The sequence below is a fragment of the Mangrovimonas sp. CR14 genome, assembly GCF_011764015.1.
Lineage (GTDB): Bacteria > Bacteroidota > Bacteroidia > Flavobacteriales > Flavobacteriaceae > Mangrovimonas > Mangrovimonas futianensis.
Genome location: NZ_JAAFZY010000001.1, coordinates 606,803 through 631,212 on the forward strand (window position 1 = coordinate 606,803; position 24,410 = coordinate 631,212).

Here is a 24,410-nt window from a genome sequence, read left to right on the forward strand (position 1 = left end):
AAGGTTTTTTGGCACGTAATTTGGTTTCTTTTAAGAGTAGAACTTTTAAAAGCGAAGGATTATGAAAAAAATAAAACTACTTTTTGTTGCAGCCTTCTTGATGTTGTTTGCAACTTCTTGCCATCATGAAGAGATTATTGTAGAATATCAACCAGGTCCTTCACAGAATGCTTCCTTGGAGCAATTGTTGAGGTCTTATGAACTTTGGTATGTCGATATCAATCAAACTGTGGGGTATGGTGAAACACCTTTTTTACAAATAGCCTTTACTTTATCATTTAGAAATGGTGTCTTGTTTGCCAATAACAATTTGGTTGGCTTTGGAAGCCAGGGTAATGGATTTGGAATACCAGTAGGGGATTATGAGACCAACCAGATGATTCTGGATGTGTATCACGATATTGATGGTTTTCAGACTTATGATGTTTACCAAATAGATAGCAATACCATTGAATTGTATAACCCTAATAATGACACGTCCTATTTTTTAAATGGGTATCAAAGAAGCAATTTCGATTACAATTTTATCTTCTATGATAACATCCATTATTTTCTGCAAGAGTATGAGGCTTGGGAAAAGACTTATACCAGTAACTATGGTGCCATTAATGAATTTGACAACGAGAATTTTCTTCAGTTTTTAGCTGGAGGTAACAATAGCACTTTTAGAAGCTCTCAGGATCCTGTGGGATCCAACCCAAATTATTTGTATTGGGACTATACTGGAGTTTATGCAGTAGGCGATGTTTCCAACAACATGTACCTTAAAAAGCTTGTCTTGGATTATGATTATTTTGCCAATGAATATTTTGATTTGAGTGTACTTAATGATCAAACCATTGAGTTGTACCACCCAGCATCAGGAACCGTTTACGAATTTAAAGGAAGAGGGTACATTCAATATATGAAATCGGCAGAAGGCAAACAGACCAAAGAGCCTAAACAAAGAAAACGAACCTCTAAAATGAAGGACAATCCAAGGACTTCTTCAAGGGTTTAAATGCTGATACATATAATTATTTGAAAACCCAGATCATCAGGTCTGGGTTTTGTGTAATATAAAAGGTTAAATAAATGTTTAAATAGCTGGTTTTAATTGGATTTGGATTAAAATTTAAGGAATTTAGTATCTAACATTAACACTAAATTTTAAAACTATGGGATTATTTTCATTTATAAAAGAGGCAGGAGCCAAGGTATTTGGAACAAGTAAACCAGCTGTTGATGATGCCGCTGATGCTGCTGCAGCCAAAAAAAGGGTTGAAGAAGCCGCCGCTAGTCAGCTAGAGGAAACCATTCAAGACCTATCACTTCAGGTTGATGGTTTAAAAATTTATATTTCTGGGGATACTGCCACCATTACTGGTGCGGCCTATGATCAAAAAACAAAGGAAAAAGTAGTGCTTGTAGTGGGGAATACCAGTGGTATTGCTGTGGTAGATGATCAAATGACGGTCACCAATCCAGAGCCAGAAGCTCAATTTTATACAGTTGAAAAAGGAGATACGCTAAGTAAAATAGCTAAAGAATATTATGGGAATGCCATGAAATACCCTGTTATATTTGAGGCCAATAAACCTATGCTGAAAGATGCCAATTTAATCTATCCAGGGCAAGTGTTACGTATCCCAGCTTTAGATTAGAGATCTTTTTAAATAAACTAAAAAGCCCAATCATTTTGATTGGGCTTTAATATTTTTAGGAGTTGAAAGTAACACTCAAGGAAATGGGAACCGCCTTTAAGGCCTTAGATACAGGGCATCCGACTTTGGCTTTTTCAGCTAGTTCTTTAAACTGACTTTCGTCCATATTGGGTACCTTACCTTTTAGGTCCAAATTAATTTGTGTAAAGGCATAACCTTCATCTTGCTGTTCCATGGTAATGGTGGCATCCACATCCAGTTCGTCTGCGACAAATCCAGCCTCCTGAATTTGAAAACTTAGGGCCATGGCAAAGCATCCCGCATGTGCTGCTGCAATCAATTCTTCAGGATTGGTTCCTGCTTTTCCATCTTCATTCTCAAATCGTGCTTTGGTGCTGTATGGGGTTTTGTTTAAAACATGACTTGGACCTGTCAAATATCCGCTTCCATCTATTCCTTTGCCTTTCCAAATGGCATTTGCTTTTCTCTTCATTTTTAGTATTAGTTTAATGGTTATTCACTAAAGTTAAAGCAATGAGTAGACAATGCTAGTTAAAGAAGTTTTAAAGTTTAGTTTTAAATGAATTAGTAGTATCATAGATTTATTGTTAACTCCATGAATCCAATAACTTTGGTAGTTTTAACACTAATTTGCTATCAATGATGTGACCTCTTGACCGTCAAACTTCCAAATGCCGTTTTTTCCTCCAAACCAAATATCTTTCTGATGGCCTATGATGAATGTAATATCACTAAAGGCATATCCATTGGCATCCAGAAATTTGTTAAAGTTATTATCAGATAAAATACAGATACCGTTAATGCCTCCTATCCAAATGTTGCCTTTAGTATCTTCATAAAGGGCACGAATGTTCCTGTGGCAATTATTGTCATTCAAGGGAAATATTGAGAATGCTTCTCCATCATATATCGTCAAGGCACTTTTTCTATTGCCATTAAATCCCAACCACAGCTTGCCTGTTTTGGCTACAAGTATCTGCCGGATCATGTCATCACTTAAACCGTCCTGACGCAAAAACGTTTGAAAAGAGTTGCCATCATAGCGGGTCAAACCACCGTAAGACATGGAGGCAAACCAAATATTTCCATCTAGGTCCTCTTTGATATCTGGAATCCAATTGTGGTGCAAGCTATCTTCATATTTCATTCCGTCGTCTTTAAGAAATGAGGTGAACGTTTTTCCGTCATATCTGAAGGCACCGCCACCACCCGTGCCAATCCAAAAATCACCTTGGTTGTCTTGTATGATCGAATGTGCCGCATTGGGGTTGATAATAGGATAGACTTGGTCTAGCCAAACACTTGTGGTATCCTGAAAAGGAAGAGGTATATGTTCAAAATGCTCACTGTCATATTTGGTTAAGCCCTGTTGTGTTCCTAGCCATATGTTTTGATCTTTATCTTCAATAATGGAAAAGATGTGGTTACTGTTTAGACCGTTTTGCTCAGTAAATTGGGAAAATGTTTTTCCGTTGAAATGAAAAAGACCTCCACCTTGGCTTCCAAACCAAAGGTGTCCCTGGTGATCTACCATTCCTGTTGAAAAGCCATTTTCAGGCATAGGTGCAGAAATCATTTTACGGGCGTTCTGTTGTTCGGGCTTTTTCATTTGTCCAAAACACGCAAATAGGATTAACATGGAAATCAATAAAGCAATATTTAAAAGTCTTGGTTTCATTTGCCAACAACAAGTTTATTGATTCTAAGATAGGCAAATGAAACAAACTATAGAGAATGGATGTGGTTTCTAGGCTTTAGAAGAAAAGGAGTGAATACTACCTATAAAAATTCATTTCGTCCACATAGTTCCAAACATGTTCTGGTAACAGGGGTCTTATGTTCTTGCCATCTTTTATGGCCTTACGGATAAACGTGGAGGAAATCTCCATGATTGGAGCCTCTACAAACGTCACCTTGTCGTGCTGGTGGAATTGGGTTTCTATGTGCCCCTCAGAGATTCTGGGATATACATAAACTTGGTAGTTTTCCAAAATCACCTCATAGTTTTTCCATTTGTGGAACCCTTTTAAATTGTCTTCGCCCATGATCAGACAGAAATTGTAATTGGGATATTTTTCCTCCAAGTGGATTAAGGTATTGATGGTATAATTGGGCTGCGGCAAGTGAAACTCAATATCCGAAGGTTTAAGGTGGGGATAGTCCTGTGTGGCCCTGTAAACCATTTCAAAGCGGTGGTGGTTATCCAGCAGGGTACTTTTTTTCTTAAAAGGGCTGTGGGGAGTCACCACAAACCACACCTGATCTAGATCGCTAAACTCGGCCATGTGGTTGGCAATCACCAAATGCCCCACGTGTATGGGGTTAAAGGTTCCAAAATACAACCCTATTTTCATACTTAGTTATTGATGAAGTTTTCTACCAACATCTCGGCCTCATGTAGCGCTTTCTCAAGATTGTCATTTTCAATAATGACGTCAAACAAAGGCGCTGTGGCCAATTCGGCACTGGCTTTGGCAACCCGCATGTTTATTTTGTCTTCGCTTTCTGTCTTTCTCTTCTTCAGTCTTATTTTTAACTCGTCAATACTGGGAGGTTTTACAAATATGGCCAAGGTTTCTTGGGGATATTTGCGTTTGATTCGCAAACCACCAGACACGTCAATGTCAAAAATAACATGCTTTCCGTGAGACCAAATCCTCGTAACTTCAGATTTTAAAGTGCCGTAAAAATTATCGCGGTAGACTTCTTCCCACTCCAGAAACTCTTCATTTTTTATCTTTTTCTTAAATTCTTCAGCAGATAAAAAATAATAGTCCTTACCGTCCTTTTCTGTACCTCTTGGTTCTCTAGAGGTAGCCGAAATAGAAAACTCCAAGTTCAGTTTGTCTAAGCCTAATAAGTGTCTTACTATGGTTGTTTTTCCAGAGCCCGATGGGGCGGAGAATACAATAAGTTTTCCTTTATTCATATAGTTCGTCTTCTAGTGGGAGGTTGCCAATTGTCATGCTCAACGATTTCCCTTTCTTTTTTAATTTTATTGGAAATTCCTTTCCTTTTTTAAGTCCCCAATCATCTAGCAAGTCTGTGTTTAAAAATAAAATGGAGACAGACAAATTTGAGTCTTTTTTAAGATTCAATAGCCATTCCAAATCTTCTTCAAAGTACTTTTGTGATTGTCTATATTTATTCCAAGTTTGAAAAATGTAATAATCTGATTGTGGTAGCGATGATAGTTCTACCGGCTCTCCTTTTTCATTTTCCAATTTGCTTAAAAAGTTCTTGAAGTTAATCTGGGAATCAGAAGGGCAAGGACTGTAATTGGTTTCAAATTCCTGAAAAGCACTTGTCAATTGAACTCCAGAACATTCTTCGTTACCTTGATAGCAATACTTTTCACCTGTTTGACGATTGAAAAGCAGGATGTCAGAGTTAAACCCAAATATAAAATTCTTATAGATGGAAACGCTATCTTTTACCTTATCAATCTTCATGAAGTAAGTTTGTTGTGTAGGGTCTGATTCATTTAAATAGGCCATAACACTTTCCTTACTCTCTACTTTTGGATTTTTAAATCCTATGGCTTTCCTGACGACAGTGACGCAGGAAGTTATAATAAATAGAGAAATGAAAAATCCAATGAAAAGAATGCGAGACAATCTCATAATACGTTTAGTAACTGCTCTTTTATCTTTTCAAGTTCGTCTTTCATTTGCACTACCAATTTTTGCATAGGTGCATAGTTGCTTTTAGAACCTATGGTATTGATTTCCCTACCTATTTCCTGAGCAATGAATCCCAGTTTTTTACCATTGGAGTCTTGAGAATTGAGAGAGTTTACAAAGTAATCCAGGTGGTTTTTTAAGCGCACTTTCTCTTCGTTAATGTCAAATTTCTCTATGTAATAAACCAATTCCTGCTCAAAACGGTTTTCATCAACCTTCTCTTTGATGTCGGCAATACCTTTTCTTAAGCGTTCGCGCACACCTTCAATCCTTTCAGGATCCATGTCAATTACTTCGGTTAAAAGTTGGTCTATATTAGCGATGCGCTGTTTAAAGTCTGCTTCAAGTGCTTTTCCTTCGTCCAGTCTATAGGTAGCAATGGCCTTTAAGGCCTCTTGGGTACCCTTTAAGATGGTTTTCCATTCCTGTTCATCCATTTCGTCACGTTCGGTATTCAAGGCATCTGGGAAGCGAACAGCCATTTTTAAAAGTTCGGTTTCGTCACCATTGACTACCTCTCTCAGTTGATGAATGTATTCCTTAACAACCGGAAGGTTTACCGTCGTGCTGGTAGTTTCACCAGTCAGTTCCACATAGATGGAAAAATCAATTTTCCCTCTTTCTAACTTTTGGGCAATCATTTTCCTGAGTTCCAGTTCCTTTTCCCTGTATGCAGAAGGCATTCTGGCATTCAAATCAAGGTTCTTGCTGTTAAGTGATTTAATTTCAATGGAAATTTTTTTTGTAGGCAGCTGCAACACAGTCTTACCATATCCAGTCATGGAATGTATCATAAACTATCATCTAAAGTTGTACAAAGTTAAGGAAATCCAAAGGTTTAGAAAACAACGAATTTATATTATGCATGCACAATATATTTTTGGTATTTTTACGGCTTTAAAATTTGAAACAGATGTTTGTAAAAGAATTTGAAATACGCTGGAGTGATGTAGATGCTAACCGCCATTTGGCCAATAGCGCCTATACCAATTTTATGAGTCATACCCGTATGGCCTTTTTGATAGAAAAAGGATTTACAATGAAGGAATTGGCTAAGTTCAATTTGGGTCCCGTGGTATTTTATGAGCATATGTATTATTTTAAGGAAACCTTTATGGGGCAGGCTATAAAAGTGAGTTTACAAGTGTCTGGTTTGAGTGAAGATGGTAAATTCTTTAAGTTTGACCATAATTTCTATAACCAAAAAGGTGAAAACCTAGCCCACTGTGAAATGTTAGGTGGCTGGATGGATTTAGGTGCTAGAAAATTAACCTCCTTACCTGAGGAGTTGTTGGATATCGCCCACGAGTTTCCCAAGGCTCCCCATTATCATACCATTACCAAGGAAGATACCAGAAAACACAGTAAGGCACCGGTTAATTTGGAGTAGTCAATTTTGGCTTGGGCCGTCTGGTAACCAAATAAACACCAGAGAAAATAAGGATTGACGCCACAATTTTGACTGAATTAACATGGTCACTTCCCATAATCACTGCAAATATTCCCGCTACAACTGGTTGTATATATAAGAAGATACTTACTGTTGAGGCCTTTAAATGCTGAAGCGCTAAAGGATTCAAAAGATAGGTGCCAAAGGTCGCTGCAATGACCACAAAGAGCACTGATAACCAGATATAGGGTGTGAATAGATGCCATTCTACAGCAGCAAGCTCTGAATATCCAAACGGTAGAACCATAATGCTTCCAAAGAGAAACAACCATCTTATAAAAGTAAACGGATGGTATTTGGTAGCAAGTTTTTTTAGCAGGATGAGGTAGATGCTATAGGAAACGGCATTGATAAAAACTAGAAAATTACCTAGCACAATATCATCTCCAGACTGGGTGCTTCTGCCGTAAACTGATAAAATAATGGCTCCCGAAAAACCCAAAAGAATTCCCAACATCTTTAATAAAGTAATGCGCTCTTTTAGGAAGATGCTTGAAAACACCAACACCACAATAGGAACAACCGTCATAATTACAGAGGCGTGAATGGGAGTAGTGTATTCCAGACCTTTAAAAAAGGTGAGCATGTTTAAGACCAGGCCAAAAAAAGCAGCCACGATAAACCGAACAAAATCTTGGGTTTCTATTTTCTCTCGAGGTGTAAATAGACTCAACAACCAAAACATGCATGTGGCACCTAGGACTCTCAAAAGAATAAATCCAAAAGGTCTCACGTGACCTGCATCAATCACATCATTGGCAAAGGTGAAAGTAAGTCCATAAATTACCTGGACCATAAACACGGCAATAATGGAAAGGATTCTGATTTTATTCATTGACGGCCTGCTTCGCTTGTTCAACAACCTTAGCTGTGTTGCCAATAAAAATTTGGTCATTGATAATGATCACGGGACGTTTTAAAAAAGTGTAATGTTCAAGAATATAATGTTTGAAATCCTTTTCAGTTAAATCTTGATTTTTCAAGTCCATCTCTTTGTACAATTTGGCCCTTTTGCTGAAAAGAGCTTCATAGCTTCCAGAAAGTTCTGCCATCTCCTCAATTTGCTTTACAGTAATAGGTTCTGTTTTAATGTCTTGATATATAAAGTCTGAAGGCAGGTTCAAATCTTTGATAATTCTTAAACACGTATTGCAGGTTTTAAGGAAATATACTTTTTTCATGAGATAGCATACAAAATTTAACGTTGCAAAATAAAGGCTTTTAGTCAACAAACAAGTATCTTTAGCACTATAAAAATGAATGGTATGGATTTTATTTTTGAGGTACTCCCTAAGTCAAGACTGTTTTTTGAAAAGGTATTAAATGAAACATCTTTAGACGATTTAAACAAGATTCCTGATGGGTTTAATAACAATATTATTTGGAATATTGCACATGTTGTGGTTACCGAACAGCTATTGGCGTATAAGTTAAGTGGGTTGGAGCCTAATGTAAGTGCAGATATGATTCAAGCCTATATGAAAGGGACAAAGCCGCAAGGAAGCGTAAGCCAAGAGTTTGTAGATGAGTTAAAGACTTTGTTGTTTTCTACCATAGAAAAAACCGAGCAAGATTATAAAGATGGGTGTTTTACCAATTTTCAGGAATACACAGTTTCAACTACAGGGAATACTTTGAAAACCCTTGATGATGCCCTTCGGTTTATATTGTTTCATGAAGGCCTGCATTCAGGCTATGTCATGGCTTTGATGAGAGCGTTAAAAAGTTGATTTTTAATGTCTAGTCTTTATCTACAGGAAGGTGAAATTCGAAAATTTCAAATTTTTCAACGGACTTATAAGACATCAAAAGAACAAATTTATCATTTTTAATATTTTCTTCAGTTGGTAATATTTTTAACAACATTTGACTCTTGGTTAGGTTCTTGCTATCAATGGATCTAATACTTTTCCCAATAAAACTAGTCGTGTTTTTATCAATATTCTCTAAAGTCACAACCACATAATTATCTGAATTCAATTTTAATGAGCTAGCACCAGACCTAAATTTTAAAATTACTTTTTCAGTGTTTTTGGAAAACACAAATCCATTAATGGATGAATCAAAGCTTTGAGCATTTAAATTTGACATCCAAAATAATATCAAGAAAAGGCAAAACTTGACTTTTTTACAAAAACTGTCCATTGTGTAAATTATAATTGTTATTTGTTATCCAGAATTATGAAGTCTGTAAGTTCCTTATAGGGAATCCGAAATTCAATCATTCCAGTTGCATAGGGACCTATCTCGTATGGGTTGTATAAGAAGATGACTCCTTGGTCATCAAAACCCATATTTTCTGGCATGACAAAACTAGTATCCTCAAAAAGGATTTTATCGGTTTCTATGACTTCCTTTTGAAAATAAGCCTCGGCCACTTTTGTAAAATTCTCTTGGTCTGAAATTAAATCGTTTTGCTCCATAGGCATGCCGGTTTGTGGGTTAAAATTGAAAAATGTGATGGAAGACATGCCATGTGCACCACCTGTGAAGACATAACTATCTACAGATATGCAAATCAAGGTTGGGCTTTGATAGCTAATTTCACCTTCTATGTCGGCTTCCCATTTCATTGGAGAGTCAGGAAAATCAGTAATAAAAGTAGCATATTCATTATTGAAATCTGAGATACTTTCTTTAATAGGCATGGTGTAGACTTGATCAGGATCGCCAATATGAAGTATGGTAGAAACAAAGGTTTCTAAAGTTTGATTAATTTGTAAGGAGGCTTCATCATCACCTTCAGCAAAAGGTATTTTTACAGTCACATAGCTGGGATCATCAACAGATTCGGATATTTCCGAAAAGACTACTGAAGAATTCTCATTTTCACAAGAAAAAACAAGGATAACAAGAAAGGCAATGGTCAGGGCTTTGAATTTCATAAAAGGTAGTTAAATTCAATCTTAAAGATAGCCATTTGCATTTGAATAGATGGGTAGAAAGCCTAACTTTGTCAAAATTTTTTAGCATGAAATTCAATACAAAAACCATACATGGAGGACAAAAACATGACCTAGCTTATGGCGCGGTGATGCCTCCCATTTACCAAACATCAACTTATGCCCAAAGTACTCCTGGTGGACATAAAGGGTTTGAATATTCCAGAACACATAACCCAACCAGACAGGCTTTGGAGAATGCCTTAGCAAGTATAGAAAACGGAACTCACGGATTAGCTTTTGGCTCGGGTTTGGCAGCTATTGATGCCGTTATGAAATTATTAAAGCCTGGAGATGAGGTGATTTCCACCAACGATTTATACGGAGGATCTTATAGGTTGTTTACCAAAATATTTCAAGACTTCGGAATCAAGTTTCATTTTGTGGGTATGCAGGATGTGTCAAAGATTGAAGATTATATCAATGAAAATACCAAATTGGTTTGGGTAGAAACTCCTACCAATCCCATGATGAACATTATTGATATTAAAGGGGTTTCTGAAATAGCCAAAAAGCACAAGTTGTTGTTGACTGTAGATAATACGTTTGCTACGCCTTACCTTCAACAGCCTTTAGATTTAGGTGCAGATATCGTTATGCATTCTGCAACTAAGTATTTGGGCGGACATAGTGATGTGGTTATGGGAGCTTTGGTAGTTAAAGATGAAGAATTAGCAGACCGATTGTATTTTGTTCAAAATGCCAGTGGTGCTGTTTGTGGACCACAAGATAGCTTTTTGGTTTTGAGAGGTATCAAAACCCTTCATGTTAGAATGCAACGTCATTGTGAAAATGGGAAAAAGGTAGCTGAGTTTTTGGAAAGTCATCCAAAGGTGGAAAAAGTATATTGGCCAGGATTTGAATCCCACCCTAATCATAATGTGGCTAAAAGTCAAATGAGTGATTTTGGGGGAATGATTTCATTTACCACAAAGGGGAATAATTATGAAGAAGCCATTAAAACAGTAGAAAACCTTAAAGTATTTACATTAGCTGAATCTTTGGGGGGTGTGGAGTCCTTAGCTGGTCATCCTGCAAGTATGACACATGCTAGTATCCCTAAAGAGGAGCGTGAGAAAACAGGAGTGGTCGATTCTTTAATTAGACTAAGTGTGGGAATTGAAGATGCTGATGATTTAATAGAAGATTTGAACCAGGCCTTAGGGTAAAACCGTTAAGTAATAAAACAAAAAGAGCCACATCATAGTGGCTCTTTTTATTTATGTATAACTTTTTTTAATCCAAATAGTAAATATAACCAAAGTTCAACCAAAGCAACCAGTCGTTATATTTGTTGTAGCTCAATTTATGGTTAAGGCCATCAATCCAATCACTACCATAATACTGCCAGCGCATATCAAGCATTAAGTCAGATAATTTGGTAAGTTTGTATCTAACACCCACACTGGTAACAAGCGACCAAGTTGAGCCTGAGTCTAAATTAAGAGGGTAGTAATCAGGAGGATCGGAAGCGTCCCACCATCCAAAATCATCATCTAAATCAAACCCACCATATATATTGGCAGGATCCATAACATTTCCGGTACCAAAAGTTGTCCAGGAGTCTGGGTGGTAATTCACGTAATGAATACCCAAACTAACAAAGGGGGCAAAACGATAACTAAAAGCTTGAAAGGAACGAATGCTCAAAGGGAAGTATTCCAATTGCATCCCGATATCAAAATTTTGAGCCTCACCTTTATGTGGTTTTAACCTCGGTGCATTGGCATAAGTACCAAAATGATCCAAGGGTGTGTAATTCCAGGAAATTTCACTTCTTAACTTAAAATGATCATTGAAATAAGTATCTGTAGAATAACAATTACACTCTGCACTATAGGAAAAGTTGATGTAGTGAATGATACCAATTCCTATTCCCGTATTTCCAAAGTTGGTTTCTTCGTTATTCCTAATTCCGTAATCTGAACGGAACTGAACAGGACCTATAATGGCTCCGATTTCATGCGAAAAGCCTAACTGGGAAAAGCTAACCTGAACACTGAAAAGTAGGAAAAGTAGGGCTAATGGTAATCTCTTATAGGACATAGTTCGCGTTAAGTCAGTAGTATAAGTGATTCACAAATATATGAAATGCTTGGTATCCACCAAATTAAAAAACTTACTGAAAACCATATAGATAACAGATGCCTTAAATTTGCATTAAAAAATTGTGAAAATTTAAAAAAATCACCGTTTAAATTTAAGATAACGTATATTTGCACCCGTTAAACTTAATATTATTTGATATCTTCAAAAATGGACAACAAAATTGAAGCTTTTTTAGACCTTGTTAAGCAAAGAGACTCTCACGAGCCAGAATTCTTACAAGCTGTAGAGGAAGTAGCCGAGACGGTTATTCCTTACATTGTTGAACACGATATTTATTATGGCAAAAACATTTTACTTAGAATGGTGGAACCTGAAAGAGTCATTTCTTTTAGAGTTTGTTGGGTAGATGATAAGGGAGAAATCCAAGTAAATAGAGGATATCGAGTTCAAATGAACTCTGCCATTGGGCCATATAAAGGAGGATTGCGATTCCATCCTTCAGTAAACCTTAGTATTTTGAAATTCTTGGCTTTTGAACAAGTATTCAAAAACAGTTTGACTACACTACCTATGGGAGGTGGAAAAGGAGGAAGTGATTTTGATCCTAAAGGAAAGAGTGATAATGAAATCATGAGATTCTGTCATGCTTTTATGTCGGAGTTGTTTAGACACATTGGAGCAAGTACAGATGTGCCTGCTGGTGATATTGGTGTTGGATCAAGAGAAATTGGATTTTTATTCGGAATGTATAAGAAATTAAGAAACGAATTTACGGGTGTTTTAACCGGTAAAGGACTTTCTTGGGGAGGATCTTTGATTAGACCAGAAGCTACAGGTTATGGAACGGTTTACTTTGCAGAAAGTATGCTTAAAACAAAAGGAGATAAGGTAGAAGGTAAGAAGGTGGTTATATCAGGCTCTGGAAATGTGGCGCAATTTGCTGCTGAAAAGGTTCTTCAATTAGGAGGGAAAGTATTGACCATGTCTGATTCTTCTGGATATATTCTTGACGAAGAGGGTATTGATGCGGAAAAATTAAAGTTCATCATGGACTTGAAAAACGTTAAACGAGGTCGTATTAATGAATATGTTGATGCTTATCCAAATGCCAAGTTTTTCAGTGGAGAAACTCCTTGGAAAGTGGCTTGTGATATGGCATTGCCATGTGCTACCCAAAATGAACTGCATGGAGATGATGCTGAGGCTTTGGTTGATAATGGTTGTTTCTGTGTTAGTGAAGGAGCAAACATGCCATCAACAAAACAAGCGATTGAAGTTTTCCACAAGGCAAAAATTTTATTTGCTCCAGGAAAAGCATCAAATGCTGGTGGTGTAGCTACTTCTGGTCTAGAGATGACTCAAAACTCATTACGTTACAACTGGACAAGAGAAGAAGTTGATAAAAAATTAAAGGAAATCATGGAAGATATTCATAAGTCTTGTATCGAATATGGTAAAGAAGATGATGGATATATTAACTATGTTAAAGGAGCAAACATTGCTGGATTCGTTAAGGTAGCAGATGCTATGTTAGCACAAGGGATTGTTTAAATTTCACACAAACTAATTACTAAAACCTCCAATTTTGGAGGTTTTTTTATTTGATATTGTATGATTTTATCCTAATTATCGTTAGATATAAATATATTTGACGCAGTAATTTATTTATGATAAGAAAAGTCCTCTTAATTGTTTATTTATTGATAAGTGGCTTTGTTTCAGGGCAAGATTATTCTTCCCTGTGGAAAGGTCATTACTCCTATTTCAATATTCAAGATATATCTCAGGGAAATGGCAAAATTTATGCTGCAGCTGAGAATGCCATATTTTCTTATGATACGACTACATCAGAATTAGAAACCATTGATACGGTGAATGGTTTATCTGGAGAATCCATATCTGCGATTTATTATAGTGAAGCCTATATGATGTTATTGGTCGGTTATGAGAACGGTTTGATTGACATTGTCATGGAAGATGGCAATATATTGAGTGTAGTTGATATTCTGGACAAACCTACCATTCCTCCAAATACCAAAAGAATTAATCATTTTAAGGAAAATGAGGGGATCGTATATATTTCTACTGACTACGGTATATCTGTCTATGATTTGCTAGCTCTTGAATTTGGGGATACTTATTATATTGGAACTGGAGGCGCCCAAATACCAATTAAACAAACGGCTTTACATGGTGGTTTTATATACGCTGCTTGTCAAAATAACAATGGGTTAAAAAGAGCATTGGCATCTAGTAATGATTTAATAGATTATCAGCAGTGGTCAAATATTACGGGGGGGAATTTTCTAGGAGTGCAAGATATATCAGATCAATTATATGCAGTAAGAAACAATAGGGAGTTATCAAGAGTCCAAAATGGTATGTTAATACCATTAACCAACTATCAAGATCAGCTGCTTAGTATGAAAAGTGTCTCAGAATCACTTATTATCGCCACTCAGAATGAAGTATTTGTGTATGACGCAAGCTTTAATCAATTGGGGTATGTTCATGTTAATCAAACTGAAGCCAATACTTTTACCTCTGCAACTGTAAAGGATGGATTTATTTATATCGGGACAGGAAATATAGGCATGTTAAAGACGGCACTTACTGATGCAACCATTTTTGAGACAATTTATCCAGATGGACCTTTAAGAAATGGAGCCTTTTCAATTCAAGCTAGACAAAATAATTTATGGATGACTTATGGAGATTACACTTTGAGTTATAATCCAGCTCCATTAAGATTTCATGGAATTAGTCATTTAAATGGTGAAAGTTGGGTTAATATTCCCTATTCAGAGGTCTTAGGGGCGATAAATTTAAATAAGATGGCTATCAACCCATTTAACGTTGGACAGGTTTTTATAAGCTCTTTTTTCGATGGAATCCTAGAAATTAATGATGATGTACCTACCATTTTGTATGATGAGTCTAATAGTGGATTGGAATCTTTAATATTACCTAATAATCCAAATTATAAAAACATAAGGCAAAGCGCATCCATTTTTGATTCAAATGGAATTTTATGGACATTAACAGCGAGAGTTGCTAAACCTTTAAAGTCTTATGATCCTACAACACAGCAATGGCAGGGATATTCTTTCGGAACCCTATTTTCTGCCGATGAAGCTTTAAATGCAGAATTTGGTTATTCTGATATTGAATTAGATGCCAATGGGAACAAATGGATCGGAGGATATCTATTGGGGTTAATCGGTTACAGTTCTAATGGGACACTGAAAAATATGGCTTCGGAGGAGGAAAATTTACCTAGTCCTTTTATTACTTCTCTGGCTGTGGATAAGCAAAATCAAGTTTGGGTAGGGAACTATAAAGGGTTAAGAGTGCTCTATAATACAACTGGTTTTTTTGATGGCTCTGTTTCTCAATTGGAATCTATTATCATCTTAGAAGATGGTGTTCCCAAAGAATTGCTGTATGAACAATATGTTACCGATATTGAGGTTGATGGAGCTAATAATAAATGGATAGGAACCTTTTCGTCAGGACTATTTTATCTAAGTTCCAATGGCCAAGAAACTATCTATCATTTTACCAAAAAAAACTCACCCCTGCCTTCCAATAATATAGTTGATATTTCTATTGATGAGTCCAATGGAACAGTTTACATTGCAACAGCTAATGGATTGGTGTCATTTTCTTCGGGTGGCTCTGAGACAACATCAGATTTTGAAAATTCATTCGTCTTTCCCAATCCAGTAAGGCCTGAATTTAATATCAACAATGATAAAGTAAAAATAAGAGGCTTACCTGAAAACGTCAATATTAAAATTTTGGATATTGAGGGTAATCTAGTGGCAGAGGCCAAATCAAATGTGAACATGAGATATAGAGGCTATAATCTTGAAATAGACGGAGGAACGGCGTTTTGGAACGGTAGAAATTTGGGTAATAATACAGTTGCCTCAGGAGTCTATCTTATCATGCTTTCAGATTTGGATACCTACGAAACCAAAGTACTGAAACTAATGGTGGTAAGGTAATGATTGCTAAAACCAAAGGTATTGTGCTATCTTCAATCAAGTATCAAGACCATGACTTAATTGTGAGATGTTACACGGAAAAGTTCGGTACGATAAGTTTCCTTTTGAAGGGTGTGATGAAATCTAAAAGGGGGAGCAAAAATGTTGCTTTTTTTCAGCCTTTAACTCAATTGCAATTAGAAGTAAAACATCAATCGAATAGAAGCCTGCATTACATTCAAGAAGTCAAGGTATATTATATTTATGAAACCTTACATTCCAATATTATCAAAGGCTCATTGGGAATGTTCCTAGCTGAGGTTTTAAGCAGTAGTTTGAAGGAAGAAGAACCAAACGAAAACCTATTTGCTTTTATTGAAACAGCTTTTCAATGGTTGGATCAGGAATCTCATTTTGCCAATTTCCATTTACTATTCCTTTTGAACCTAAGCAAGCATCTTGGGTTTTATCCAGATGATTACCTAAAGGAAGAACGGTTCTTTTTTAATCTTCAAGAAGGGAAGTTTGACAAGGAGCAACCTAAAAGAGGCATTGCTGGAACTCAGGTTGATTTATTAAAGACTCTTATGGATTCCGATATTCAATCCATTAATTCGGTTAAATTAAATGCAAGCCAACGACAAGAATTCTTGAACACCCTCTTGTTCTATTATGAATTGCATCTTGAAGGATTTAGAAAACCAAAATCTTTAGAAGTCTTCAACCAACTATTTCATTAAACCGATTCTCTACCTTTTTATCGCCTTTTTGGTGATTTCTTGACCGCTATCCAACGTAACCTTGGCTAAATAAGCAGAGCTACTTAGTGATGAAAGATCCAAAACCTCTTTTGATGAGTTTCCTGTAAAAGTCAATAAAGATCTGCCTAAAAGATCATAAATCTGAACATTTTCAATTGTTTGATTTTTTCTAACAGTAAAGGAAACCATGCCATTATCAAGTTCAATAATAGTTAAGTCATTTGTGTTCAATACTGATTCTGAAGTAGACAACGCATTGGTTTGGAAAACAATTTCAAATCGGTCATTGAATTCGCCTGCTTCTGAGTTAAATGTATAGGCAGATTGGGTCAAATCATGATACGTATTGAAGAAATTATCTTTAATATAGATAGAATGGGATAACATAAAATCACCTTTTAATTGCGCAATTTCGAAATTGAATATGCTAGCTTCTTCAATATTGGTTTGAAAACCCAGAGGAATAACTTCTTCAAGCGTTAAACTTTCAGGATGTTTACCTTGAATAGCAAACTTTTTATTGGAATCTTCTATCTGGAAATAGGCCAAAGTCATGTTATTGGAAACCGAGTTTGCGGGAGCATCATAATACATATAATCCAATCCGTTAGTAGCTCCGTCCTTATAACCTACAACTACTTGACTAAAAATACCGTTATCACTGGTAAGACTCAATGTAATGGATTCCATCGAATTGGTTTCTTGGGTGGCGTTTCTAAAGAATTGTGAGTTATCACTATTTCCCTTAACTCGCATGGAATTGTTGAAAATCACATCCTTTGATTGAATGTCGCCAGCATCGCTTGAAGGGTCACTTGTAAATGTTGTCCCTAATGCGCCATCTGACATCGTAATGAAAAAGCCCTGACCTGAAGGGATCATACGATTATCAGGATTACTACCATCACCACCAGCAGAGGTAGCCGTTGAGCCTATACCGTTAATGATGGCATAGTCAGATTGGGAAAAGTTTAAGGCTTGGTTTCCACTGGCATTCCCATTGGCATCAGTATTTTGTGACCATAAATAGATGGCGCCTTCAATCACTCTATTGGGAGCAGACGATATATCTGTATTGTATTCCAAAAAGGCATCGGCACTAATGGCTGACGGATAAGGATTTCCGATGAAATTCCAATTATTATCATCAGGTTCTTCGTCGTTACGATAAACTGGGACAGAGATCACCCCATTGTTAAAAAGACCTTTAAACTGATATAAAAACTGACATCCCGGTCCTCCACTACATGGAAAGGAATTAAAACCTATAGTGCTATGAGTAGAGGCGTATCCAACACCCGGCAACATATCATCAGAAGCATTCATCAATTGCCAATCAACTCCTGTACCGTCGGAAATATAATTGGGGTCATCATCAATATCATCAATTCCAGGGTTTGGATTAAATGTATTGGTATTAGAATTTTCTTCATAAGAATCTCTAAAATCTTGGCCGCTAAATTTAAATCGTCTGTTGGGATTGGCTTCAGCGAGGGCATCGCCTATGGTTTCGACCGTTGGAGAACTCCAATAAGTGTATTCATACCAGTGAGCCATAGGTGCCGTTAATTTATCTACTTCACAATTGTCTGGGTTGTCGGCTTCAAATACACCGTCATCGTTTACTTGCACAAAGGCTGCTTGGGGATGCACCAAAATAGATCCGTTGCCGTTAACATAAACACTGTATTGTACTTCTACATAGGTGTTGCTGCCTCCGTTGTCAATATCACCAATTATTAAAGCGCTATTATTGATAATCAGGTTACAAGCTTCAAAACTTTCTGAAGAGGTGGTATTATAGTCTGCGTTTAAGATGGCTATAGTGTTTGAAGTTGGATTAGAAGGAGTCCAGGTAGAGCCATCCCAAGTCACAGATTCCAGTTCCAATATAACAGCATTAGAGGCTGTAAAACAGGTTTGGTCATCTTCTCGTATCTGACAATAAAATTGGTAATCAACCACAGGAAATATGTCTAGGATTTCCAAAATGGCAGAATCAGAATTATTGAAGGTTGCATCATCCATAATTTCTGTCCAACCGGAATCTCCGGGAGCCAAATAGTACCATTGATAAGCTAAGGAGTTCCCTCCACTATATCCTTCATCTGCTGCAACACTAATGGTGGCGGTATTACAGGATTGATTGATTGTAGGGCCAGAGGTGATGCTTGGAGGGATACCCAAGGAGAAATCAAAATAACCAAAATGACTATAATCGGAATCATTACAACTTGTCCAGTCTACCATATCCCAATCTGATAAATTAAATGACATGGTTGGAAGTATGGAGGCATTATTGTGCCTTCTAAAATTAACCCCATTATTACCAATACCTAAGTTATTGGCCCAATTGTTACTATACTTTTCACCAAAACTGTCTTTCTCTCCCGTATTGCTCCCAGAGACTTTTTCCAATACAATAGCATCAGAGCTATTTATATCAAAATTGATACCGCTAACAGACGAAAAGGATTGGTTAGGTGTAATGCTTAAGCCATTCGATGTTAAATCACAACTTGTACTACCAACGGCTATAACATGGGTAGAGTTATTGGCCAAAGAGCCGGTTAAAGCACTTGTACTAGACTGACTAGAATTTCCATTATTGTATATTTTGATGACATATTCAGAAAGATTTACTGTAGACCCTGTACCGTTGAATAATTCTATTAAAGAAGAACTTCCAGTAGAGGCGTCTGATACTTCACTAATAAATAGGTCTCCAGGGGGCGTTGAAATAGTACTTGCATCGCAACCCACAATCATACTATCAATAACTGAAAAGGCATTGGAAGAAGAGCACCCAACATTAAAAATGACATTGATATTGCCACTTGAAGCACCATTGGGAACACTTACAATGAGCTCTGAACTTGATGTTGATATAATAGGCATGGAAATACCATTAATGCTAGCGGTAGCATCTGTAAGATCAAAACTGGAAGTTATTGTAATGTCTGTTCCTTCAGGACCAGAACTAGGCCACATGGAACTGGTGAAAGAGGAACTGCAAACACCAGTTCCTTGAATCATAAACTCAAAATTACTTTCATCCGAATCATTGTTGATAATTCTTACTATTGCGGTCCGAATGCCATCAGCTAAAGGATGAAATTTAATGTCAAATGAACTAGATCCCAAAGAAGTTATTGGTGTTTCTGGTTGAGTGGTTACAATAAAATCACCTGGATTATCACCAATAACTTCTACTATTGGTGATCCTGATAGGGTTAAGGATGTTTGCCCAATGTTATGAATTGTAAAGGTTTTAGTGTCACCATCATTGTTAATATTGGTTGCGGCAAATAAGGTATTGTTTAATCCGTAAGGAGCACTAAATCCATTAGGAATGGTAATACTACCTCCTTTAATAACAATTTCAGGGCCGGAGGGTTGGGTGATATTAACGGTATAGTCTTCAACCTCACCACTATACCCAATCTCGCAAGGTGTTGCATATGCGGCCCATTTGGTAGCGATACGCATTCTTGTGTCACCAATCAAGGCATTTGTTGGCACTTCAATGTTTAAAGGTGAATTTGTTGTTGGGCCATTAAAAACATTATAGGCGTCCCCTAAATCATAAGCTTCGGTTGTAGTATTAAAGGACCCATCCTGATTCCAATCAATCCAAGCCTTAGTGTAAACAGAACCATTTCCATCAACTTCCACATTAACCGATAAATTATAAGAGCTTCCCAGCTCTAAATCAGTCGAAAGATTCGTGTAATCTGTATAACTGTTATTGCTTGAGGTGACACTGTTGTTTATTGTGTTGAAAAATACACCCGTAATACCAGTGTCATAACTCATGTTGCCATAGCCATCACAATAGGTGAGAGTAGGGGTAGCACAAACTTCAATACCTTCACTCCATACCGAGCCACGTTTAATGTAAACTTTAAAACAATAATTTAATCCATTGGTTAAGCCGGTTATTGCCTTCGAGCTTACCGTAGATGTTGTGGCATATACTACAGTATTGGTAGTTGAATAGGGCGCATTAACTGGGGCATAGCTGCCAGTTGGAGTAAATGTAACAGACCCCTGGTTGGCAACGATAAGTAACTCATCAAAACATGAAGTAGGTGTTGGGTTATTCCAACTTAAATTGACTTGGTTAGTAAGAGGTGTAGCAATTAGGTTGCTAATATCTCCCTGAGCTGTACCATTTGTAACAGTACTTCCGCCCGTACCACCACTTGACCATCCTGTAAGTGATTCACCAACATAAGAATATACTGTAAACGAATAATTATTATTTTCAGTTAACCCTGTAATAGTAGCAGATGTAGCATCACCCTTATAAACGACGCGACCAAGTGATGCAGGTGTTACAGGAGTAGCTAATGAAAAATCTGAATTAGAAGTATAAGTGTTAGCATCTGTTTTGGTTCCAGCAGGATCGGTTGCACCATTAATTGCAAAAACAACATAACCTGTTGGAGTAGTTCCTGTAGCTGGAGGTGTCCAGCTTAAAATAACACTATTATCCTCAAAACAAGCTGAAATACCAGTTACGTTATTTGGATTAGGATTAGTTAGGTTTAAAGTAGCACTGTTTGATGTTGTTGAACCACAAGCATTACTTGCGACACATCTGTAAAGATTGCCATCCATTGTTGCGTTTGTAGCTCCTGTTGTATAGGTGTTAGTTGTAGCTCCAGTACCACCTGTTACATTGTTCCAACCTGAACCTGAGTTAACTTCCCATTGGTATGCTGCAGCATCACTTGAAGCGAAAGAGAATGTTGCTGTGTTTGGTATTGTAGTATTTTGATTGGTTGGTTGTGTAGTTATATTAGGCGCGGTAATTCCAGTACCAGTTATAATGCTTGTAGCATCATCTGTTATTGTTGTGCTACTTATTGTTAAAGTAGCTGTTTGGGCTCCAACTACAGTAGGAGTAAATGTAACATCATAGGTGGCTGTACCAGAAGGGGCAATTGTAGTTGAGGATAAGTTGCTTACTACAAACTGGGGATCATCTGAAACCACATTAACATCAAGAGCAGGGACAGCACCATTATTGGTTATTGTATACTGTAGTGTAGTAGCAGATGTATTTAAGCAAGATGAGTCGTGGTTTGTTGAATCACCTGATATGGTAAGGTCTGAGGTTGAAGCACAAGATGATGTATGTCCAGAATTAGCAGGTCCATTTCCATAAGTTGTTAGGATCCATTCTGAATTAGTAGTATTTGTACCTGCAGATAATAACCAATTTGTGTTTGGACTACAGACAGTTGATTTTCTTGTTAAAGTATGATCAACAGTAGCATTATTTGTGCCAGCAATAGCCCAACCAGTACCTGGGTCTGCTCCATCAGTTCCAACTATATCTATTAACGTCCCAGATTTAGCAAGCCCAATAGCATCATCTCCATTCCAAGAACAAAAACCTGAATTGTATTCATCCGCTCCAGGTGTGTTTGTTGAATTATTAGCTACTACAATTGTAGCTCCATCTACTAACGTTGCTGTAGTAAAATTGTAAGTGCCTTCATTCCATGAGCCACCATTAGTAATTTTCCATAATTGATAGTTCGAAAGATTTACGGTACCCCCAGTGCCATTGTATATCTCAACATATTTAGCACTTCCAGGAGTACCTTCTCCATATTCTGAAATAATTAAATCTGAAACCTGCCCAAACCCAAAGTTTAAAGCGCCGAGAAAAATAAAAAAGAGGAGGGTGTATTTTTTTATCATGGGGTATTTGGATTAATTACATGTAATAAGGGACTGACAAATATAAATGAAAAGACCTAAAAAACAATAAGTTACAAATATCTTGTTATTAACAAATTGTTATTAATTTTGAGGGTATGGATACAGGTAAAACGTTTACGGTTGAAGAAGCGCAACGAGCCCTAGAAAATTATTGTGCTTATCAAGAACGATGTCACAAGGAAGTTAGAGAAAAGTTGATGGGTATGCGAATGATTCCTGAGGCCGTAGGCCATATTATTACCCATCTGATTCAGGAAAACTATCTGAATGAAGAGCGGTTTGCCAAGGCCTTTGCTCGAGGTAAATTTAGAATTAAAAAATGGGGAAGAAACCGAATTGTTAGAGAGTTAAAGTTTAGGGATATCTCCAAATTCAATATTGATACAGCTTTAAAGGAGATTTCTCCACAAGCATATCAGGAAACCCTTCATGAATTGGCCGTTAAAAAGGCGGATGGAATCAGGGAAAGCAACCTCTGGAAAAAAAAGAAGAAGCTGGCAGACTACCTCTTATATCGTGGATGGGAATCGCACTTGGTTTATGAAAAAGTAAATGAATTAATTTCATAAAAAAGTCCAGCAACATGCTGGACTTTACTTTTAAAAATAAAAATGTTTTATAAGTTGAAAACAGCTCCCACATTAACGTTAAACTGATTGTAAAGATGTTCTGCTGGTGTTAAGTTGTCATTGTATTTGGCAATAGGGAACTGTGCCTCGGTATATAAACCGAATCCTTCAGTGAAAAAGTATCTGGCTCCTACATGGCCTCCAAAGTTTTTAAGGCTTAGATTTAAACCAGGGTACAGGTCAAAATTCTCATCAATGTTCAGAACGTTTCCAATATTGGCATTAAAACGGGCTTTTAAATCAAAGCGATCTGTGAAATCTGCTTTTTCAACGACAGTTCCACCATAAACAACCACATCTTTATCCAAACCATTTGAAATTCCCAAGGCATAGCTTGAAGACACCCCAATAGAGATATTTTCTCCTAAACCATAATCATAAGATAGATTAATACCCGTGGCTGAATCCTGGAAGTTGGCACCAATTTGTAGTTTTTGGTCACCTTTACCCTTGAAAGCTTGTGCGTGAACAAACGATACAGCTAATAAGGAAAGGGCGCATAAAAATTGTTTCATAGTAATAGATTCTAAGTTTTACTAATCAAAAATACTAGATACTTTTGAGATATCTATGGGTTTTTACAACGGCTTGTTCATTTTTCCAGTCAATCCATTTTTGTCCTTGTACCCGTCTCATCAAATTATCTATATGACGCATAACGAAAATGTTATAAATGGCTTTACCTAAATTCTTAGGTTTTTTGGGTATGGACCTCAAGCTCATTGAGAATCCTGGGGTGATATAACGCATATAGTGCCAATAACCTTCAGGCATATAAAGGACCTCGCCATGGTTGAGTTCGGTTTTAAAACCTGTGGCATGCTGTAGTGCTGGCCATTGAGAATAATCGGGATTGGAAAAATCGATGTCTTCTCTGGTGATTAGGGAATGCGGAATTTTATAAAGTACTTTGTTCTGATTTTGATCAAAAAGAATGATCTCCTTTTTGCCTTCAAAATGGAAATGGAAAATATTGGCTAGGTCAATATCATAATGCATAAAGGTATAGGAGTTCTCCCCGCCAAAGAAGAGCATGGGGAGTCCCTTCATCAATTTTAAACCAAAGTCTGGGTAACTATAATCCGCTTGTAATTGCGGCACTTCCTTTAAAATGTTCCATAAAAAAATGCGATAACGGGTAGGCTCATTTTTGAGTAAATCAATGTAGTCACCCATTTTCATTTTAGAGTGGGGTTCGTTAAAACCATCTTTGTGGCTTACCGGTCGATCATCATAGAGAGGAACCACCTTATCTCCAGCAACGGATTTTATATAATCTAAATTCCATTTTGAAAACGCTGGCCAATCCTCAATAAAACGCTCGATAACCACAGGTTTTTGAGGTTTGTAATACTCTTTGAAAAAGGTGTCCTTATCTAGGGTCTTTACGCGAGGAATGGTTTTTAATTGCACCTAAACTGAAATGATGATTAACCTTTCAAAGTTAAGAAAAGGTTACCAAATGAATTATAGGGATTTGTTAATAATAAAAAACCCCCTAAAAAAG

The 24,410-nt window shown here is 36.9% G+C and carries 23 protein-coding genes; 9 read left to right on the forward strand and 14 right to left on the reverse strand.

Going from position 1 to position 24,410, the window contains the following annotated elements; all coding sequences use genetic code 11:
• The first annotated feature begins 61 nt into the window (after nucleotides 1–61).
• Nucleotides 62–1,000 (forward strand): nicotinic acid mononucleotide adenyltransferase, encoded by a 939-nt coding sequence (locus GZ212_RS02670; RefSeq protein ID WP_166957028.1) that lies wholly within the window; start codon nucleotides 62–64, stop codon nucleotides 998–1,000.
• 157 nt (nucleotides 1,001–1,157) lie between these two features.
• On the forward strand, nucleotides 1,158–1,643 hold the full coding sequence (gene lysM / locus GZ212_RS02675) for a peptidoglycan-binding protein LysM (RefSeq protein WP_166957030.1): 486 nt from the start codon (nucleotides 1,158–1,160) through the stop codon (nucleotides 1,641–1,643).
• A 55-nt stretch (nucleotides 1,644–1,698) separates the two neighbouring features.
• Here the strand turns inward: lysM and GZ212_RS02680 are convergent, their stop codons facing one another.
• From GZ212_RS02680 to GZ212_RS02705, 6 genes are all read right to left on the reverse strand, one after another.
• Entirely contained in the window at nucleotides 1,699–2,136 is a 438-nt protein-coding gene (locus GZ212_RS02680; RefSeq protein WP_053970944.1) for an OsmC family protein, read from the reverse strand.
• 153 nt (nucleotides 2,137–2,289) lie between these two features.
• A complete protein-coding gene (locus GZ212_RS02685; protein ID WP_166957032.1) occupies nucleotides 2,290–3,342 on the reverse strand; it encodes a two-component regulator propeller domain-containing protein in 1,053 nt (350 codons plus the stop codon).
• A 97-nt stretch (nucleotides 3,343–3,439) separates the two neighbouring features.
• Complete coding sequence (gene nadD / locus GZ212_RS02690; protein WP_053970947.1) at nucleotides 3,440–4,018, reverse strand: nicotinate (nicotinamide) nucleotide adenylyltransferase; 579 nt, start codon at nucleotides 4,016–4,018, stop codon at nucleotides 3,440–3,442.
• A 2-nt stretch (nucleotides 4,019–4,020) separates the two neighbouring features.
• A complete protein-coding gene (gene gmk / locus GZ212_RS02695; protein WP_166957034.1) occupies nucleotides 4,021–4,593 on the reverse strand; it encodes a guanylate kinase in 573 nt (190 codons plus the stop codon).
• A complete protein-coding gene (locus tag GZ212_RS02700) occupies nucleotides 4,586–5,281 on the reverse strand; it encodes a hypothetical protein (protein WP_206080365.1) in 696 nt (231 codons plus the stop codon). Before GZ212_RS02700 ends, gmk begins: the two co-directional genes overlap by 8 nt.
• 2 nt (nucleotides 5,282–5,283) lie before the next feature.
• The gene (locus GZ212_RS02705; protein ID WP_166957038.1) at nucleotides 5,284–6,141 is read right to left on the reverse strand and encodes a YicC/YloC family endoribonuclease; all 858 of its coding nucleotides are present in this window, start codon (nucleotides 6,139–6,141) and stop codon (nucleotides 5,284–5,286) included.
• A 119-nt stretch (nucleotides 6,142–6,260) separates the two neighbouring features.
• Between GZ212_RS02705 and GZ212_RS02710 the strand changes: the two genes are divergently transcribed.
• Nucleotides 6,261–6,737 (forward strand): thioesterase family protein, encoded by a 477-nt coding sequence (locus GZ212_RS02710; RefSeq protein ID WP_166957040.1) that lies wholly within the window; start codon nucleotides 6,261–6,263, stop codon nucleotides 6,735–6,737.
• Here the strand turns inward: GZ212_RS02710 and GZ212_RS02715 are convergent.
• Nucleotides 6,724–7,632, reverse strand: a complete 909-nt coding sequence (locus GZ212_RS02715) for a DMT family transporter (RefSeq protein ID WP_166957042.1) — start codon at nucleotides 7,630–7,632, stop codon at nucleotides 6,724–6,726. The genes GZ212_RS02710 and GZ212_RS02715 overlap by 14 nt on opposite strands.
• Nucleotides 7,625–7,978 (reverse strand): arsenate reductase family protein, encoded by a 354-nt coding sequence (locus tag GZ212_RS02720; RefSeq protein ID WP_166957044.1) that lies wholly within the window; start codon nucleotides 7,976–7,978, stop codon nucleotides 7,625–7,627. The genes GZ212_RS02715 and GZ212_RS02720 overlap by 8 nt, the downstream gene beginning before the upstream one ends.
• Before the next feature lie 84 nt (nucleotides 7,979–8,062).
• On the opposite strand from GZ212_RS02720, the gene GZ212_RS02725 reads away from it, so the two are divergent.
• On the forward strand, nucleotides 8,063–8,527 hold the full coding sequence (locus GZ212_RS02725; RefSeq protein WP_166957046.1) for a DinB family protein: 465 nt from the start codon (nucleotides 8,063–8,065) through the stop codon (nucleotides 8,525–8,527).
• A 10-nt stretch (nucleotides 8,528–8,537) separates the two neighbouring features.
• Here the strand turns inward: GZ212_RS02725 and GZ212_RS02730 are convergent, their stop codons facing one another.
• Nucleotides 8,538–8,888, reverse strand: coding sequence for a hypothetical protein (locus GZ212_RS02730; RefSeq protein WP_166957048.1), 351 nt, complete (start codon nucleotides 8,886–8,888; stop codon nucleotides 8,538–8,540).
• A 71-nt stretch (nucleotides 8,889–8,959) separates the two neighbouring features.
• Complete coding sequence (locus GZ212_RS02735) at nucleotides 8,960–9,682, reverse strand: DUF3298 and DUF4163 domain-containing protein (RefSeq protein ID WP_166957050.1); 723 nt, start codon at nucleotides 9,680–9,682, stop codon at nucleotides 8,960–8,962.
• A gap of 86 nt (nucleotides 9,683–9,768) precedes the next feature.
• On the opposite strand from GZ212_RS02735, the gene GZ212_RS02740 reads away from it, so the two are divergent.
• Nucleotides 9,769–10,908: a cystathionine gamma-synthase gene (locus tag GZ212_RS02740; RefSeq protein WP_166957052.1), complete on the forward strand. Its 1,140-nt coding sequence runs from the start codon at nucleotides 9,769–9,771 to the stop codon at nucleotides 10,906–10,908.
• Between the two features lie 67 nt (nucleotides 10,909–10,975).
• Here GZ212_RS02740 and GZ212_RS02745 read toward each other — a convergent pair whose 3' ends face one another.
• A complete protein-coding gene (locus tag GZ212_RS02745) occupies nucleotides 10,976–11,785 on the reverse strand; it encodes a glutamate dehydrogenase (protein WP_053970956.1) in 810 nt (269 codons plus the stop codon).
• 210 nt (nucleotides 11,786–11,995) lie between these two features.
• Here GZ212_RS02745 and gdhA point away from each other — a divergent pair, with 210 nt between their 5' ends.
• From gdhA to recO, 3 genes are all read left to right on the forward strand, one after another.
• Entirely contained in the window at nucleotides 11,996–13,339 is a 1,344-nt protein-coding gene (gene gdhA, locus GZ212_RS02750; RefSeq protein ID WP_166957054.1) for an NADP-specific glutamate dehydrogenase, read from the forward strand.
• Nucleotides 13,340–13,455: 116 nt separating this feature from the next.
• The gene (locus GZ212_RS02755) at nucleotides 13,456–15,798 is read left to right on the forward strand and encodes a two-component regulator propeller domain-containing protein (protein WP_166957056.1); all 2,343 of its coding nucleotides are present in this window, start codon (nucleotides 13,456–13,458) and stop codon (nucleotides 15,796–15,798) included.
• On the forward strand, nucleotides 15,798–16,517 hold the full coding sequence (gene recO, locus GZ212_RS02760; RefSeq protein WP_166957058.1) for a DNA repair protein RecO: 720 nt from the start codon (nucleotides 15,798–15,800) through the stop codon (nucleotides 16,515–16,517). The genes GZ212_RS02755 and recO overlap by 1 nt, the downstream gene beginning before the upstream one ends.
• Before the next feature lie 9 nt (nucleotides 16,518–16,526).
• Here recO and GZ212_RS02765 read toward each other — a convergent pair whose 3' ends face one another.
• Nucleotides 16,527–22,253, reverse strand: coding sequence for a lamin tail domain-containing protein (locus tag GZ212_RS02765; RefSeq protein ID WP_166957060.1), 5,727 nt, complete (start codon nucleotides 22,251–22,253; stop codon nucleotides 16,527–16,529).
• A gap of 116 nt (nucleotides 22,254–22,369) precedes the next feature.
• On the opposite strand from GZ212_RS02765, the gene GZ212_RS02770 reads away from it, so the two are divergent.
• The gene (locus GZ212_RS02770) at nucleotides 22,370–22,843 is read left to right on the forward strand and encodes a regulatory protein RecX (protein ID WP_166957062.1); all 474 of its coding nucleotides are present in this window, start codon (nucleotides 22,370–22,372) and stop codon (nucleotides 22,841–22,843) included.
• 47 nt (nucleotides 22,844–22,890) lie between these two features.
• Here GZ212_RS02770 and GZ212_RS02775 read toward each other — a convergent pair whose 3' ends face one another.
• Together GZ212_RS02775 and GZ212_RS02780 are read right to left on the reverse strand one after the other, a co-directional pair.
• A complete protein-coding gene (locus GZ212_RS02775; RefSeq protein WP_166957064.1) occupies nucleotides 22,891–23,418 on the reverse strand; it encodes a porin family protein in 528 nt (175 codons plus the stop codon).
• A gap of 34 nt (nucleotides 23,419–23,452) precedes the next feature.
• Entirely contained in the window at nucleotides 23,453–24,316 is an 864-nt protein-coding gene (locus GZ212_RS02780) for a cupin-like domain-containing protein (protein ID WP_166957066.1), read from the reverse strand.
• Nucleotides 24,317–24,410 lie beyond the last annotated feature (94 nt).